17 protein-coding genes and 1 pseudogene are annotated in these 17,072 nt (G+C 41.1%); 14 read left to right on the top strand and 4 right to left on the bottom strand.

What is annotated here, in order from left to right:
• Positions 1 to 21 precede the first annotated feature (21 nt).
• Together BN161_RS24425 and BN161_RS24420 are read left to right on the top strand one after the other, a co-directional pair.
• Positions 22 to 570 (top strand): hypothetical protein, encoded by a 549-nt coding sequence (locus tag BN161_RS24425; protein WP_044271230.1) that lies wholly within the window; start codon positions 22 to 24, stop codon positions 568 to 570.
• A gap of 182 nt (positions 571 to 752) precedes the next feature.
• Positions 753 to 1,511 carry a hypothetical protein gene (locus BN161_RS24420; RefSeq protein ID WP_125910923.1) on the top strand — a complete coding sequence of 253 codons (759 nt, stop codon included), beginning with the start codon at positions 753 to 755 and terminating at the stop codon, positions 1,509 to 1,511.
• Positions 1,512 to 1,566: 55 nt separating this feature from the next.
• Here BN161_RS24420 and BN161_RS24415 read toward each other — a convergent pair whose 3' ends face one another.
• The 3 genes from BN161_RS24415 to BN161_RS28335 form a co-directional block, all read right to left on the bottom strand.
• Positions 1,567 to 2,463 (bottom strand): helix-turn-helix domain-containing protein, encoded by an 897-nt coding sequence (locus BN161_RS24415; protein WP_044271226.1) that lies wholly within the window; start codon positions 2,461 to 2,463, stop codon positions 1,567 to 1,569.
• Complete coding sequence (locus BN161_RS24410) at positions 2,460 to 3,368, bottom strand: helix-turn-helix domain-containing protein (RefSeq protein WP_044271237.1); 909 nt, start codon at positions 3,366 to 3,368, stop codon at positions 2,460 to 2,462. Before BN161_RS24410 ends, BN161_RS24415 begins: the two co-directional genes overlap by 4 nt.
• Before the next feature lie 116 nt (positions 3,369 to 3,484).
• Positions 3,485 to 4,753, bottom strand: coding sequence for a DUF1349 domain-containing protein (locus BN161_RS28335; RefSeq protein WP_081743784.1), 1,269 nt, complete (start codon positions 4,751 to 4,753; stop codon positions 3,485 to 3,487).
• Positions 4,754 to 5,019: 266 nt separating this feature from the next.
• Here BN161_RS28335 and BN161_RS24400 point away from each other — a divergent pair, with 266 nt between their 5' ends.
• The 7 genes from BN161_RS24400 to BN161_RS24370 all read left to right on the top strand — a co-directional run bounded on the left by BN161_RS24400 (position 5,020) and on the right by BN161_RS24370 (position 12,566).
• On the top strand, positions 5,020 to 6,216 hold the full coding sequence (locus tag BN161_RS24400) for an MFS transporter (RefSeq protein ID WP_044271223.1): 1,197 nt from the start codon (positions 5,020 to 5,022) through the stop codon (positions 6,214 to 6,216).
• 40 nt (positions 6,217 to 6,256) lie between these two features.
• Positions 6,257 to 6,799, top strand: coding sequence for a flavodoxin family protein (locus BN161_RS24395; RefSeq protein ID WP_044271233.1), 543 nt, complete (start codon positions 6,257 to 6,259; stop codon positions 6,797 to 6,799).
• Positions 6,800 to 6,826: 27 nt separating this feature from the next.
• Positions 6,827 to 8,002: an iron-containing alcohol dehydrogenase gene (locus tag BN161_RS24390; protein WP_044271221.1), complete on the top strand. Its 1,176-nt coding sequence runs from the start codon at positions 6,827 to 6,829 to the stop codon at positions 8,000 to 8,002.
• 241 nt (positions 8,003 to 8,243) lie between these two features.
• Entirely contained in the window at positions 8,244 to 9,107 is an 864-nt protein-coding gene (locus tag BN161_RS24385) for a DUF3737 family protein (RefSeq protein ID WP_044271219.1), read from the top strand.
• A 6-nt stretch (positions 9,108 to 9,113) separates the two neighbouring features.
• Positions 9,114 to 10,271, top strand: coding sequence for a MalY/PatB family protein (locus BN161_RS24380; RefSeq protein WP_044271217.1), 1,158 nt, complete (start codon positions 9,114 to 9,116; stop codon positions 10,269 to 10,271).
• Between the two features lie 33 nt (positions 10,272 to 10,304).
• Complete coding sequence (locus tag BN161_RS24375; RefSeq protein ID WP_044271214.1) at positions 10,305 to 11,231, top strand: EamA family transporter; 927 nt, start codon at positions 10,305 to 10,307, stop codon at positions 11,229 to 11,231.
• Between the two features lie 186 nt (positions 11,232 to 11,417).
• The gene (locus tag BN161_RS24370) at positions 11,418 to 12,566 is read left to right on the top strand and encodes an aldo/keto reductase (RefSeq protein ID WP_044271212.1); all 1,149 of its coding nucleotides are present in this window, start codon (positions 11,418 to 11,420) and stop codon (positions 12,564 to 12,566) included.
• Here the strand turns inward: BN161_RS24370 and BN161_RS24365 are convergent.
• Positions 12,563 to 13,756, bottom strand: coding sequence for a sugar MFS transporter (locus BN161_RS24365; protein ID WP_044271210.1), 1,194 nt, complete (start codon positions 13,754 to 13,756; stop codon positions 12,563 to 12,565). The genes BN161_RS24370 and BN161_RS24365 overlap by 4 nt on opposite strands.
• A 116-nt stretch (positions 13,757 to 13,872) precedes the next feature.
• Here BN161_RS24365 and BN161_RS24360 point away from each other — a divergent pair.
• The 5 genes and pseudogenes from BN161_RS24360 to BN161_RS24340 all read left to right on the top strand — a co-directional run.
• A pseudogene (locus tag BN161_RS24360) lies at positions 13,873 to 14,241 on the top strand (HPP family protein); the annotation flags it as partial.
• 64 nt (positions 14,242 to 14,305) lie between these two features.
• Positions 14,306 to 14,836, top strand: a complete 531-nt coding sequence (locus BN161_RS24355) for a GNAT family N-acetyltransferase (RefSeq protein ID WP_044271207.1) — start codon at positions 14,306 to 14,308, stop codon at positions 14,834 to 14,836.
• A gap of 209 nt (positions 14,837 to 15,045) precedes the next feature.
• A complete protein-coding gene (locus BN161_RS24350; protein WP_044271205.1) occupies positions 15,046 to 15,330 on the top strand; it encodes an RNA recognition motif domain-containing protein in 285 nt (94 codons plus the stop codon).
• A gap of 150 nt (positions 15,331 to 15,480) precedes the next feature.
• Positions 15,481 to 16,572: an NAD(P)H-dependent flavin oxidoreductase gene (locus tag BN161_RS24345; protein ID WP_044271203.1), complete on the top strand. Its 1,092-nt coding sequence runs from the start codon at positions 15,481 to 15,483 to the stop codon at positions 16,570 to 16,572.
• 12 nt (positions 16,573 to 16,584) lie between these two features.
• Positions 16,585 to 16,785 carry a hypothetical protein gene (locus BN161_RS24340; RefSeq protein WP_007209895.1) on the top strand — a complete coding sequence of 67 codons (201 nt, stop codon included), beginning with the start codon at positions 16,585 to 16,587 and terminating at the stop codon, positions 16,783 to 16,785.
• Positions 16,786 to 17,072: the final 287 nt, after the last annotated feature.

The following is a 17,072-nucleotide window of genomic DNA, read 5'->3' as shown; positions in this document are numbered from 1 at the left end:
CCCTAATTAAATTAATAAGACATGAGAAGATACTTACTTACACTGGTAATGCTTATTGTTGCATTACATATTCAGGCACAATTTGGAATGGCCAACAAAGCACTATCATTGCAAGACAATAGTTTGGTTGGGATTTTATGGGAACCCACCGGAACTATAAATTATAGCGAGAAAAATGGAGAAGGTGTATATGGGTTAGTTATATCCATGAACACAAGCGATACATATCTGGACATCGAAAAAGATCATAAAGTGTCTATTGAGTTTATAGATGATACGCGAGAAGTTCTGTTGGTTCAAGAAGTAGACAAATCTTATAGTAATACCGTTGTAAATTATAGGGTGGTGAATGTATACAAAACTAATGTTTTGATTTATCCGAACTATGAGGTTCTGACATCAAAACCGATAAAAAGGATTGTCATCCAACGTACTAATGGGAAAGTATGGATAATTGAGACAAAAGCTAAGAGAGCAAAAAAGCTATTAGTGGAATTCAAAAAAAGTATGTCAGAGGCATATTCTTCCTACAAAAATAAGATTGCCAATGATAACTATTTTAACGAGTAAGTCAGATGAACTTTTGAAAAATACAATCACATCTAAATCACTATAAAATTCCAATAAACATGAAAAGAATATTCTTATTTTTCCTACTCATTCTGTCGATCAATATTTGTTCTATTGCAACAGAATATATTGTCTATGTCCCCAACACACAGAATGAGAACTTCATAAAGTCGAACATAGACGTGAAGAATAAAAGCATTGATAATATTTGTGAAGAGCTTGGTTATTCTCCACTATTATATTATACATGGTTTACCAAGGATTATAAAACAACAATTTGCTTTAAAATCCTTTCTATGGATATAATTTGTGTTATAACAACTTCTTATAAGGATACAAGTTTACCATTGACTGAAATTGAGAAAATTTTAATGAATAACAATTATGATTATAATAAAGCCTATAATACGTCCGATAGAGAGAAAAATCTTAATGAAGGCATTTCAAAGCGGTTACTCAACAAATCGTTCATTGAAAGTGTCATTCATAAAAAAATAACAGATAACAAGTTAGTGGATAACACTAATGGTTATACATATACTTTTGAAGGCGATTATATGGTTAGCTATATAAGTAATGACGGACTAATTGGATACGCCAAGGAATTAAAGGACACTGATTTATTCAATAGAATCAAGGCAAATGCAGAAAAGTATAATACTACAGAGAAAGCTGTTGTGGATGAAATAAACATGCAGTTTGAATATATGGCTAAGATAAATATGCAATATCTTTCCTTGGCCAAATCAGACAAATACAATTATAATTATGCTCTTTTATACATTGATTTCTATAAGCCTCGAATATTAATGAGCGATTTTGTAAAGATTATCCATGATGGCGCTGAAGTTTTGAAAATAACACCAAATATCACTATCCTGAAGTATAACTTTAATTATTACTCATTTGATAAAGATAAAATTCTTTATAAGATAGAATAATACAGCTTTTCAAAAGGTAAGGCTGATGGATGCCGCATACACACATCCAAAGTACTCAGCTCTGTGAAAGCCTGTATTCATTAGGAGCTACCCCTACCAGTTTTCTAAACAGCTTGCTGAAATATTGTACGCTTGGATAGCCCAATTTTTCAGCAACCGAACTTACCGTATAACCTTTTCCTAATAGCATCTCCTTAGCGACTTCCAGCCTTTTCAACTGGAAGTATTCATCCAGATTCTTCCCCGTTTCAAACTTCAATAAATCACTGAAATAACGGGGAGATAAATGGAGTATATCTGCGCAGTATTTAGCAGAGGGTAATACACCGTTTTTCAATTGTCCGGACTGGATATAGTCATCCAACGCAATATCCATCTTGTTCAATATCGCCTTATTGACTTCATTCCGAGTGATAAACTGACGGTCATAGAAACGGGAACAATAATCCAACAGAAGTTCTATATATCTTGAAATCAAGGTCTTGCTATGACAGTCTATTGCATGTTGCAATTCCTTCTCAATATTGCAGAAACATTCGATGGCCTTGTCCTTTTCGCGCAAGGAAAGGTGCAACGCTTCATTCAAATGATAAGAAAAGAAAGAGTAATTCTTAATGTTCCGCCCCAATGAAGTGCTGCAAAGCAAGTCGGGATGAAAAGCCAGCAACCAGCCCTTTCGGGGAAATGCCTTTCCTTCGTTGATATTGATGGATTGTCCCGGAGTCAGGAAAATCATTGTTGCGTTGGAATAGTCGTAATACTTACGCCCGTAGATGAAATCCTCACATTCGCATTCCAACAGTAAGATGGTGTAGAAATCGAACTTGATAGTACGCTGCATCACATTGGCTTTAGATAAGTCAATGGCGCTCACCAACGGATGTAAGGTCTTATTTCCCAAACAGCAATTGCACTGGTGTACGGTCTCTATGTTCAATATATCTTTTTTCAAAACTGTACATTTTGCAGTCTATATTCATTGGGCGTACAGCCGACACGTTTTTTGAACAGGCGGCTGAGGTGTTGCGGATATTGAAACCCCAAGGCGTAAGCAATCTCGCTGATTGTCTCGTCCGTTTCAACGATATGTTCTTTAGCCAGTTCGATCACTTTCATCTGAATATGTTCCTGAGGCGTCATACCTGTTTCTTTCTTAATCATATCACCGAAATAATTGGGCGAGAGATAGATTTTATCCGCAAAGTATTTCACGGACGGCAAGCCATCCTGCACAGGAAGATTGCTTCTGAAATATTCATCCAGAAGTTGTTCAAACTTGGTAAGAGAGTCTTTATTGACGCCGCTCCGGGTGATGAACTGGCGTTCATAGAACCGCATACAGTAATTGAGCAGGAGCTCGATATTCATAGCAATCAATGCTTTACTATGCTTATCGATAGGATGCTCCAGCTCGATGCTGATTTTTTTCAGGCAATCCATCACAGTTTCTTTTTCCTGATCGGACAGGTGCAAAGCCTCGCTTACTGAATAAGAGAAGAAAGTATAATCCTTTATTGTCTTTCCGAGGGAGGTTCCGCGAATCAGGTCAGGATGAAAGAGGACACCGTACACTTCTTGCTGCACTACATCATTCAGCATCTCTACTCCGGTAGTCTGACCGGGAGCAAAGCAAACGATGGTTCCTTCCTGATAGTCATAATGCTGGCGACCATACCTGATATCACAGTTCTTAGCTCCTTTCAGAAAGAGTGCATAGAGACCATAAGTCATTTGGATATGATTGACCGATTTGGTTGCTTTGGTAAGATCCACCACACTCACCAGAGGATGCAGGGTTTCCAGTCCGTAGAGACTGTTATAGTGATCTACATTATCTAATTTTATAACTCTATCCATATTCATAAGTATTTGAACCGCAACAAAGATAAGAATTATTTCAATTGAGAAATCAGGTATCTGTAATTGGGGTTATCATATCCGTAATAAAGGTACAAGTTTCAGGAGACAAGCTCTTATAACGAAGACAACATTCGCATATCGTCCAAGGCTTTCGGCTGGTATTTTATCTCGCTGAATATTCCCGTAAAGCCGTCGCCACGAGAACCGTGCGCCGCGAAACCTACTTTAATCTTCCCCTTCGTCTCGAGATTAAAATTTCTGACCATCAACCAGTTTTTATTGTCAGGGGAGTAGAAGAATGAATATTCCGAACCGCGCTTCACTACTGCCATATATGCGTAATCGCCTGCCGGCATGGAGTTGCAGTCATCAGAGAAAGTACGGGTGACAACGGAAACAATTGTCGGCTGAAGATTAACCGAGTTCTCATAACAGAACTTCGCCCAGACATCATCATCCTGATAAATAACAAGAGCAGCTACATCATAAACCGACTTCAATTTGCCTGTAACCCGTACACTCATTGTAAAATCGGCTTCCGGCTCAAACAGGACAAGCGGAGCATTCGTAACTTTCGGCTTTCCGGAAGGGTTGTTGAAAAGATTCGTCTTTCCTGCCGCAGTTATGCTGATCCGGTCTTTCTCTACTTCATAATCAACAGGGCGGTTGTGGATAATCAGATTGTGCGGAATGGTAGAAATGCGTTTATTAATAATTTCATCATTCCCTCGCAACTCTTCCAGTTTCTTCGGGATATACTGAATATCGGAAAAGGTCGCTTTGCATTGCTCACCATTCGGAGATTGGGACAAGAAGCCTATTTTCAAATCATTCTGAGGATTCAGATAAAAATAACGCGCCATGTTCCATAAGTTTCCGTCAGCAGAATATTGAAAAGCATAAACTCCACCGCCATACCCCGCAATACGCAGATGCACTTCATCTTTTTGGAGAGTAGCATTGTTAGAGTCATCGGACACCACATTATTCACTACCGATACTACCATCGGTTCACCTTGCGGACTATATTCATAGCAAAGTTTTGCCCATTGTTCCGGATTGGCATATACCATAAGCACACCGGCATCAAACTTCGAAACAAAATCTATTTTCACCTTACAACTCAAAACAAACTGTTCGTCAGGCTTAAAGAGTGCTATGGGGGCAGTATCTGTGGGTGGACTTATGCGCTGCGGATCATTGAACAATCGAGAGCCTCTGCCTCCTGTAATGATAAGGCTTCCATCCTCTGTTACCTGAAAAGATTTAGGTGTGTTATGCCAGGAAAGAGGAAAAGGAATAGAGTTTAGTTTGAACTGGTTCTGTGCCGATGCAGGGATAGATAACAGGAAAAGCAAAACGAGATAGCTAAGTCTTTTCATAAATGTATTGTATTAGTTTTGGACAAAAATAGACACATTCAGCGGCTTTCTTAGTAAGAATATACTAATTAAACGGAAAAGAAGCTAAAACATCATTTACGATGCCTATTGGTAAATAGCAAGAACAGGTTATTCTTTATTCTCATAAAGATGCAACGGGGCGCTTTGCATTTGTTAGAAACTGTAATTGGGGTTATGAAATCCGTAATTTATCTACAAAGGAATCACTGCATTTCCCCGACCTTTGCAGTACAAAAAAGAAATATATGAAGAATAAATTCAAACTCAATTCAAGCACCCTGCTTGTATTCATCCTCACAATCGGTGTATTCGGAATAATCAATACCGAAATGGGTGTGATTGGAATTTTGCCCCTGATAGCCGAGAACTTTCATGTAACTGTTCCGGAAGCTGGTTGGACGGTCAGCATATTTGCACTGGTAGTAGCAATATCCGCTCCCATCACCCCTTTACTGTTTTCGGGTATCAACCGGAAAAAGGTGATGATACTGGCACTGGGATTATTTACATTAAGTAATATCATCTCCATGATGACCACTAATTTTACGGTATTGTTGATATCCCGTGCACTTCCGGCATTCCTCCATCCGGTATATGTATCTATGGCTTTCACGGTAGCGGCAGCATCTGTCAGTAAAGAGAAAGCGCCAAAGGCGGTAGCAAAAGTATTCATCGGCGTATCAGCAGGTATGGTGCTGGGGGTACCGGTGACAAGCTACATTGCAAGTGAAGTTTCGTATTCAATGGGAATGTTATTCTTCACCGTTGTAAATGCATTGGTACTGGTTGCAACAATCCTGTTTGTACCTTCCATGCCGGTCAAAGAGAAACTGTCCTACGGTACACAACTCAGCGTATTAAAAAAGAAAGTGGTCTGGTACTCCATTCTTGCTATCACGCTGATTAACGGAGCCTTATTCGGGTTCTTCAGCTATATGTCTGATTACTTGAAGACAATCACCGGGGTTTCGTACACCGTAATCAGTACAATGCTACTGATTTATGGACTGGCCAATATAATAGGAAATGTAATAGCCGGAAAGCAACTGGCGGTCAATCCGGTACGTAGTATGATAATGATTCCTTTGGCACTACTGACTTTTTATATAGGAGTATTCGCTTTTGGGGAATGGCTTATGGCAATGGCAGTTATCATTCTGATCCTGGGAATTCTGGCGGGATACGGACAGAACACCATGCAATACATGATAACGCATGCCGCTCCCGAAGCACCGGATTTTGCCAACGGACTGTATTTATTATCCGCCAATCTCGGTACTACAGTAGGTGCAGCCGTCTGCGGATTGTTTATCACCTTCTTCAATACGCGTTATTCCGTCATCGGCTCTTTGATATTCCTTGTTTTAAGCATTGTATTCGTTGTATTAAGAATACGTGCTACACAATCCGAAAAGCAAATCAGGATGGAAATGGCTGCATAAGAAATAAGAAGTGGTTTTAACTTTATAATATAAAATGATTATGACTAAGAAAGTATTGATTTTATCATCCAGCCCTCGTCGTGGCGGAAACTCCGATACCCTTTGCGACGAATTTATGCGAGGAGCAATTGAAAGTGGTAACGAAGCGGAAAAGGTTTTCCTGCGCGACAAGACAATCCATTATTGCACGGGATGCAGTACATGTAGCCTGCACGGAAAACCTTGCCCGCAGAAAGACGATGCGGCAGAGATTATAGAGAAGATGGTGGCAGCCGATATAATAGTTATGGCTACACCCGTTTATTTCTACACGATGAGTGCACAAATGAAAACGTTGATAGATCGTTGCTGTGGCCTCTATACGGAAATGAAAAATAAGGAATTTTATTTCATTGTCACCGCTGCCGAAGATGATCGGAAACTGATGGAACGTACCGTGGACACTTTCCAGGGATTTCTGGATTGCCTGGAAAGTCCAACCATCAAAGGAGTTGTGTATGGAACCGGAGTTTGGCATGTGGGCGAAATAAAAGATAAACCAGCCCTACGGGAAGCTTATGAAATGGGAAAAGAAATAGAATAATTTATAGGATTAAAAAAAAGAAGAATAATGAGTCATTTTAGAATTTACATTCCTACCCGCACCTTGTTTGGTGCCGGTATGGTGAAGGAACTTCACAATCAGCAATTGCCCGGAAAGAAAGCAATGATTGTTATTTCAAACGGTCGCTCTACCAAGGATAACGGATATCTAAATACAGTAGAAAGCGAACTCCAGCAAGCAGGTGTTGAAACTGCCGTATTTGACCAGGTAGAAGCCAATCCGTTAAAATCGACCGTAATGGCGGGAGCCGCTTTTGCCAAGGAAAATAATTGCGACTTTTTAGTTGCCTTGGGTGGTGGAAGCGTAATGGACGCCTCCAAAGCTATGGCGTTTATGGCCACGAATCCCGGCGATGTATGGGATTACATCAGTGGTGGAACCGGAAAAGGACAAACAATGGTAAACAAGCCCCTACCCCTGGTTTGCATTACAACCACTGCCGGAACTGGTTCCGAAGCAGATCAATGGGGCGTTATCACCAATGATGAAACCAATGAGAAAATAGGCTTTGGCGGTTATGATGAACTCTTCCCGGTACTGTCTATTGTCGATCCGGAGTTGATGAAATCTGTTCCGCCTAAGTTCACGGCCTATCAGGGGTTTGATGCGTTGTTCCACTCTACAGAATGTTATATCTCTAAAACTACCAGTCTGATGAGCGATATGTACGCATTGACCGCTATTGAAAATGTAGCTAAATATCTACCGCGTGCAGTTGCCAACGGAGCTGATATGGAGGCTCGTGAAAGAGTCGCATTCGCCAATAATCTGTCCGGTGCGGTAATGACCTTCTGTAGCACTACTGCCGAACACTCTTTAGAACATGCAATGAGCGCTTATCATCAGGATCTGCCACATGGTGCCGGATTGATTATGATCTCCAAAGCATTCTATGAATTCTTTATAGAGAAACATGCCTGTGATGAACGATTCATCAAAATGGCACAAGCAATGGGTATGCCGGAAGCTGACAAGCCGGAAGACTTTATCACCATGCTGATAAAACTACAGGAAGCTTGTGGAGTGGCAAACCTGAAGATGAGTGATTATGGATTTACGCCCGATGAATTTGATACCCTTGCCACCAATGCCAAGGAAACAATGGGCGGATTATTCCTTGCCAACCCTTACGAATTGAAGCACAAAGACTGCGTGGAAATTTACCGCAAATCGTTTCGTTAATTCATAAAACCAGTTATTGTACGAGGCTGCATCCGAGTTAATTTCATGTTCTGAACGATAATGAGAAACATGAATTTATCTTCCGATGCAGCCTCTTTTGTACCTAATAAACAAAATCTGTAATCCGGGTTATTATGTCCGTAATCCGTCTACAAAGAGTCTCTCATTTCTGCCGTATTTTTGCAATATAGAAAAAAGGTAATCAATCATTTAATAAACAACAAGCAAAAAAACTTGAATAATGGAACTAATTAAAGACACTCATTACGAAGGTGAACGCCCTTTGTTCGCCACTCACAATCTTCATCTGGAAAACGTAACGATCCATACCGGTGAATCTGCCCTGAAAGAATGTAGTAATATCGAAGCTATAAATTGCCGTTTCGAAGGAAAATATCCTTTCTGGCATAACAATGGTTTCGTTGTGAAAAACTGCCTGTTTACGGAGGGAGCACGTGCCGCCCTCTGGTATTCCAATAATCTGCAAATGACAGACACTTTGGTAGAAGCACCAAAGATGTTCCGTGAAATGGATGGTATCCGGCTGGAAAACGTACAACTGCCCTATGCACTGGAAACCCTCTGGTTTTGCCGAAATGTAGAGCTGAAAAATGTAAAAGTAGACAAAGGTGATTACTTGTTTGTACACGGTGAAAATATCAGGATTGATGACTTTGAGATGAATGGTAACTACTCTTTCCAATACTGCAAAAACGTAGAAATCCGTAATGCGGTAATCAATTCAAAGGATGCTTTCTGGAATACGGAAAACGTGACGGTTTACGACTCTGTATTGAATGGGGAATATTTAGGCTGGCATTCCAGAAATCTACGCCTAGTGAACTGCAAGATTTCAGGTACACAGCCGCTTTGCTATGCCCACGATCTGATTATGGAAAACTGCACGATGACAGAAGATGCAGACCTCGCTTTTGAATATAGTAGTGTGCAGGCCACTATCCATAGTCCGGTTCACAGTGTAAAAAATCCACGTACAGGAAGTATCACTGCCGAAAGTTTCGGAGCTATAATCCTGGATGAGAATATAAAAGCACCGGGCAACTGTGAATTAAAATTATGGGATAACCAAACCTGTTTTGACTGATTAGGTATGAAATACAATTTTGATGAAATCATTCCACGCCGAGGTACGAACTCCTACAAATGGGATTCTGCCAATGATGCCGACGTATTGCCAATGTGGGTAGCCGATATGGATTTCCGTACAGCCCCAGCTGTAACAGAAGCGCTGAAAAAGCGAGTAGAACATGGTATCTTCGGTTATGTCCGCGCGCCTGACAGCTATTATCATGCGGTAATCCACTGGTTCGACAGACGTCATAATTGGAAAATAGAGAGAGAATGGATAATCTATACAACTGGAGTAGTACCGGCTTTATCAGCAGTCATAAAAGCCCTGACGAATCCTGGTGATAGAGTCCTGGTGCAGACTCCGGTGTATAATTGCTTCTTCTCTTCCATCCGTAATAATGGTTGCGAGATGATTTCCAATCCATTGATCTATGAGGATAACACCTATCGGATTGATTTTGACGATCTGGAGAAGAAAGCGGCAGACCCAAAAGTAAAATTACTGTTGTTATGTAATCCGCACAATCCGGCCGGAAGAGCCTGGAGCAAACAGGAATTAATACGTATTGGTGAAATTTGCCTTCGAAATGATGTATGGGTGGTATCAGATGAAATACATTGTGAACTGGTCTTTCCGGGATATACTTATACACCTTTTGCATCTCTTTCTGAAAAGTTCCGGATGCACTCCGTCACTTGCACATCACCCAGTAAAGCTTTTAACCTGGCCGGACTTCAGATTGCAAACATCATTTCCGCTGATGCAGATATACGCAGAAAAATAGATAAAGCAATTAATATCAATGAGGTTTGTGATGTAAATCCATTCGGTGTGGAGGCATTGATAGCCGCCTATAATGAAGGGGAAGAATGGCTGGAAGAACTAAAAAGTTATCTATTTGCCAATTATCAGTATCTGAGAAACTATTTCAATGAACATCTACCGGATCTCCCCGTACTTAAATTAGAAGGTACTTATCTGGTATGGGTAGATTGTTCGGTGTTGAAGAAGTCATCAGAAGAAATCGTGACGGCTCTACTGGAAAAAGAAAAGGTCTGGGTCAATGAAGGCAGGATGTACGGGAAAGACGGAGACAATTTTATCCGTATCAATATTGCCTGTCCACGGCAACAGTTGGCTAAAGGTTTGGAGAGGCTGAAACATGCCTTCGGATAACTTTCTTAAAATCTCCTATAACTATAAATAAGTATGGAAAGACCGGAACAGAGTCATATAGCAGGCATTATCATCGCCTATTTTCTGATTTATGTAGTCTGGGGCTCCACCTATTTCTTCATAGGTGTAGCCCTGAAAGACTTGCCGCCTTTTTTGCTCGGCGCCTTGCGTTTCACTGCCGCCGGTCTTATACTGTTAGGAATATGCCATTTCCGTGGAGAAAAGATATTCAAAAGAAGCCTGATAAAACATTCGGCCGTCAGTGGCATTGTACTGTTATTTATAGATATGGCAGTAGTAATGCTGGCACAACGCTATCTGACAAGTAGTCTTGTAGCTATTATCGCTTCCTCTACCGCACTCTGGATTTTATTGTTGGATGTACCGATGTGGAAGTGTAATTTTCGTAATCCACTCATTATGATCGGAGGTGTAATAGGTTTCAGTGGAGTCATCATGCTCTATATGGAACAATTTAACATTGCCAAACTGCACCCGCAAAGTGAACGAGGGATATTACTTCTTGTTTTCGGGTGCATATCATGGGCTTTAGGCACACTGTATGCTAAATATCGCTCTTCACGTGAAGAAAAAGTAAATGCTTTTGCGGGGTCTGCGTGGCAAATGCTTTTCGCCAGCGGCATGTTTTGGATATGTTCTATTGTAAGCGGAGATATTCGAGGGATTGACTTGAAGGAGATTTCAATCACAAGCTGGCTCTCATTGGCATATCTAATTGTTTTCGGTTCTCTACTGGCTTACTCGGCGTATGTTTGGCTACTGAAAGTCCGCCCGGCCACAGAAGTTGGAACGCATGCGTATGTCAATCCATTCATTGCAGTTCTTTTAGGTGTAGTACTGGGACATGAACATGTTACGCTGATCCAAGTATCCGGTCTGGTAATTATATTGCTGGGAGTAATGTTGATAAGTCGAAAATATAAGAAGGGACCTTCATAAAACCATATCATCATAAGCGTTTCCGTTTTTCCGGATAATTATAAAATAAATAGTCTTCATCTCAATTGTCCCAAGCTTTCATATATCCATCCCGACTATTTCAGTGCTAATTTATTCGGAATAAAACGGGAACGTTTTCTTTAATATTAGTAACTTCGCAAAAACATACTAAAAATTTGAAATATCATGGAATACAGAATATTAGGAAATACAGGCCTATCAGTTAGTGTCATCGCACTGGGCTGTGAAGGTTTCGTGGAAAAAACGGAAGAACAGATACATTTGGAAATGGATTTCGCCATCAGTAAAGGAATCAACTTTATTGATATGTATGCCTCAAACCCTGATCTGCGCAGTAATATCGGCAAAGCATTAGCAGGGCGCCGGCAGCAGTTTATTATCCAAGGACATCTATGTGCTACCTGGGAAAACGATCAGTACCTGCGTACCCGTGATGTAGAAAAAACAATCGCTTCCTTTGAAGACCAGTTGACACGTCTTCATACGGATTACCTTGATATTGGTATGATTCACTATGTAGATAGTGAAGAAGATTTCCATGAAGTATTCAATGGTCCTATCATTCGGTTGGCCCTGCGTCTGAAAGAAGAAGGTAAAATTCGCCATATCGGACTAAGCAGCCACAACCCTACTGTGGCAAAATTGGCTGTAGAAAGTGGATTGATTGAAGTATTGATGTTCTCCATCAATCCCTGTTACGATTTGCAGCCGCCCAGCGAAAATGTAGATGATTTATGGGCTGATGAAAGTTATGCCCATTCCCTTGAAAATATAGATCCGGAACGTGAAAAGCTTTATGAACTTTGTGAGCAGAAAGGTATAGGTCTGGATGTAATGAAAGCCTATGGCGGCGGAGACTTACTGAGCGAAACGAACTCTCCCTTTGGCAAAGCTATGACACCGGTGCAGTGCATTGAGTATGCGCTAACCCGTCCGGCTGTTGCTTCCGTAATGGTCGGTTGCAAAAGTTGCGATGAGATGCAAGCTGCAATCAACTGGTGTAATGCTACTAAAGAAGAAAAAGATTACACCCCAATTATGGCAGGTATGGAAAAGTTCAGCTGGCAGGGGCATTGCATGTATTGCGGACATTGCGCCCCTTGCTCGGTAGGAATTGATATAGCGAGTGTAAATAAGTACTATAACCTAACCATTGCCCAGAATGAAATACCCGAGACAGTACGCGAACACTACAAGACGCTCTCGCATCATGCCTCGGAATGCATTCAGTGCGGACAATGTGAAACGAACTGTCCCTTTGGAGTAGCCATCATCGAACAGATGGAAAAGGCTACGGAAAAGTTCGGATATTAGCAAAACGAACGTTGCTTTACTTTCCAGGCATAAAGCAACACCACGATAAACGAAAGCAACGGAACGATGAAAGAGAAAGACATATTGGTCTGATCAGCCACATACCCCATCATGAGCGGTCCTACCGCTCCTCCGATGGGGGACATCATCAGATAAGAAGACGCACGCTTCGTATAGTTACCCAATCCCCTCAATGAAAGAGCGAAAATCGTGGGGAACATAATAGCTTCGAACGCATATCCCAGAAACAGGGCTATCAACGACAAAATGCCCAGATCAAGAACTACCAAAGACGTACTGATCACCGTTCCTATCGCACAAACGAACAACACTTTTTCTGCCCGGATATAGCGCATAATCCAGCTACCGGCAAAACGTCCGCACATAAACAGTCCCAGACCACCGAACGAAAGTACTACAGATGCATCGCGGGCATTCATCCAGCCGTCATCCACCACATAATTAATAAAGAAGCTGTTGATTGATATTTCTGCAATCTCGTAGCAAAACAGGCTGATAATACCGAAGATAAACAGCTTGTGCGACCAAAGCCCGCGTGCACCGTTTTCTCCGACTTCTTCTTCATCTGCTTCATGAACAATCTCCGGCAGGCGTATCTTATAGAATACTAGAGCAACTCCCAATACAATGATCCCCATCAGTGTGTAAGGCAATGATATATTGCTTTCGCCCCCTTCCGAGAACAATAACAATCCACCGATAAGCGGACCGCAAATACAGCCCAATCCATTGAATGACTGCGCCAGATTCAGGCGACTGGCAGCCGTTTCCCGGTCGCCTAATTCCGTCATGTAAGGATTAGCCGCTGTTTCCAGAAAAACCAAGCCACAGGCTATAACAAACAGGGAGAACAGAAAAAAATTGAAAGACATCCAATATTCCCCAGGAATAAATAGCAGGGAACCTATGCCATAAAGCAACAGACCGAAAACCACTCCTTTTCGGTAACCGTACTTATTGATAAACAATCCGGCAGGAATAGCCATCACGAAATAACCCAGGTAAAACATAACCTGTACCCATGCCGAATGGGCACGTGTAATAATCAGCACATCTTGAAAGTGTTTGTTCAGCACATCTAATATAGCATGTGCAAATCCCCACAAGAAGAATAGGGAAGTTACCAGAATAAAAGGAATCTTATACTCCTTCTTTACTAAATTTTGCATACAGAACTTCTTTTATAAAGAAAGCCACTCAAGGTTTTCAGCGTGCAAAGATAGCCAAGAAGTTTCATAATACGACAGTTTCACTTAACTTTGTGCCCAAAATTCAAAATTATATAATGGAACACAGAAAACTGACAAGATATCTGATATCGCTGATGATGATCCTAATAATGGTAGGTTTAGCCGAATGGACCAACGAAAAGGAGATTCTGTTTCCGGAAATGACAGCACTGATCATCGGCCTGTTGATTATCGATAAGCGGGTATGGAATGTAAAACGTTGGCAAATCATCCTGCTTATGACTCTTGGGGCAGTAGCCGGTATCTGTATTGTCCGTTATTCACCCCTGCCCTATGTAGTTAATCTATGCGCCGCATTTGTTTTTGCAGGTGCCTCCCTTCTTATCAGTCGCGCTACACTGATTCCCTTAATATCAGCTTGCGTATTGCCCGTTTTGCTTCATACGGAAAGCATTATTTATCCAATCTACTACGTGAATATATGAACCGTAAAAGCGGAAAAAATAAATCGAATAAATTAAGAACAAGATGAATACATACATGGAAACCCCGCGCCTGATCCTACGTGATTGGAGAGAAGAAGACATCCCCGTCTTTGCTGGATTAAACAGCAACGATCAGGCAATGGAATTCTTTCTCAAAAAGCTATCTTATCAGGAAACTCTTGATTTCTACAACCGCATCCAACAAGAATTCGCAGCCAAAGGATACGGGCTATACGCAGTAGAAAAGAAAGAAGATCATTCTTTTATCGGCTACGTAGGACTGCATGCAGTTACATTCGATGTAGATTTTGCTCCTGCCATAGAAATAGGCTGGCGACTGATTCCCGAAGTCTGGAACAAGGGATATGCAACTGAAGCCGCTTTAGCCTGTCTGGAGTATGCAAAGACCGTATTGAAACTCAAAGAATTATATTCTTTCACCTCGCTTCCTAACAAACGTTCGGAGCGTGTGATGCAGAAGATAGGTATGGTAAAAACTAAAGAATTCGATCACCCGCTCGTGGAATCCGGACACCCTCTGCTCCACCATGTCCTATATAAGATAGAGTTTTAAGCCCTCTAATGCTAATAAACAACAATTATCGCTTTTTTATTAATAAATTATGAATAAGAAGTTGCCATTCCCAACTATTGTATTACCTTTGTCGCGGTTTGAGTTACGAATCGTTATCGTATAGTTCTCCTTTTTATATCTTATTAAGCAGACCTCTCCTTTAATTATCCCCTCACTCTTACTTAATATTTATTTAATCAAAATTTCAAATGAACATTTACATTTCAGGTTTAAGCTATGGCACAAATGATGCTGACTTGAACGAATTATTCTCAGCGTATGGAGAGACCTCTTCAGCTAAAGTTATCATGGACAGAGAATCAGGAAGATCCAGAGGATTTGGTTTCGTCGAAATGACAAACGATACAGATGGCCAAAAGGCAATTGGCGAACTTAACGGAGCAGAATACGATCAGAAAACTATCTCAGTAAGCGTTGCACGTCCCCGTGAAGAAAGACCCCGCAACAACGGCTATAACTCCAGACGTTATTAATGTCTACCCTACAACAAGAACAGGAGATCTGATCTTCTGCTCTTGCTTTTTTCAACCCAAATAGCAATACAAAGAAAAGAACATCGCTAAACGAATAGAATACCCGGAAGTATATTTATCCGCTTACAGTCTTATTACAATATCAGTTTTATGAAGCCATTTTTTATTGGAAATATAGAAATAAAAACACCAATCATACAAGGTGGAATGGGAGTCGGAATTTCATTGTCCGGCTTAGCATCAGCAGTAGCTAACGAAGGCGGCATTGGTGTTATTTCATGTGCAGGTTTAGGCCTGCTGTACCCTAAAGGCAAAGGCGACTATACCGAAAAGTGCATTTGCGGACTCAAAGAAGAAATTAGAAAAGCCCGCCAAAAGAGCAAAGGAATCATCGGAGTGAATATCATGGTGGCCCTCTCTAATTATGCAGAGATGGTACGCACTGCCATAAGCGAAAAAATCGACGTAGTCTTTGCCGGTGCAGGACTTCCGCTCGACTTACCCCTATACCTGACACCGGAAAGCAAAACGAAATTGGTACCCATTGTATCTTCTTCAAGAGCGGCCAAGATTATATGCGACAAATGGCAGAAGAACTTTGATTATTTACCCGATGCCATAGTAGTAGAAGGCCCTAAAGCCGGAGGACATTTGGGCTTTAAGAAAGAACAGATACAAGATGAGAGATATGCTTTGGAATCCTTGATACCCGAAGTTGTAGCAATTGCAATGAGCTATAAGGAAAGGAAAGATATTCCTGTAATTGCCGCAGGTGGAATCTCTACAGGCGAAGATATTGCACGATTCATGCAATTGGGAGCTTCGGCCGTACAAATGGGAAGCATTTTTGTAACAACCCAAGAGTGCGATGCTTCACAAACCTTCAAAGAGGTTTATATCCACTCTAAGCCCGAAGACGTTCTCATTATCGAAAGTCCCGTAGGAATGCCCGGACGAGCCATTGATGGGGAATTTATCCGTAATGTAGAGAAAGGACAGGAAAAGCCCAAATGTTGCTCATTCCATTGCATCAAGACGTGTGACTATCAGAAGAGTCCTTACTGCATCATCAAAGCACTGTATAATGCGGCCAAAGGAAATATGAAAAGAGGATATGCATTTGCAGGCAGTAATGCTTTTCTCTCTGAAAAAATACGCAGCGTAAAAGAAGTGATAACTACATTGAACAATGAGTTTCTTTTAGCAACCTGCCAATTAGCCCCAGCGAAAATGAAAACTTAAAAACAATTCAATATGATGAAAAAGAGTATTGTCCGACCAGAGACCAGTCAGTTAGCAGAAAACGCTCTTAAAGAGCATAAGAAAAAAGTTGGAGAAGTTATTCTTGTAGCAATTACTCCACGAACAACAATTGAGCTTCCGGCCAATCTATCTCAAGCTGAAATAGCCGAACGTGTAGAACTCTATAAAAAACTGCACAGTTCCAAAATATAATTCAGTTGATTTTTCATCGATTGACAATAATACAAAAGCCCTGAAGTTTCGCACTTCAGGGCTTTTTAAATCATTCTCCTATCAACAGTCCACTTACTGCAGCATTATTCATAGCCCATTCATAGGTGTAAACCTCATAGGCTTTAAGAGTATCCATCATCCGGCATCACTGGTACGTTTCATGAAAAGCAAATTTCGTTCGGGCAGTCAGTTGTACACTGAGGATATCTAAGGGGAGTCTGATATCCGGATATCTCTATCCCCCTACTCCTGTCACTGTCTTTAGT

It is taken from the genome of Bacteroides timonensis (assembly GCF_000513195.1).
GTDB lineage: Bacteria > Bacteroidota > Bacteroidia > Bacteroidales > Bacteroidaceae > Bacteroides > Bacteroides timonensis.
This window is presented reverse-complemented; position numbering and strand designations above follow the sequence as displayed.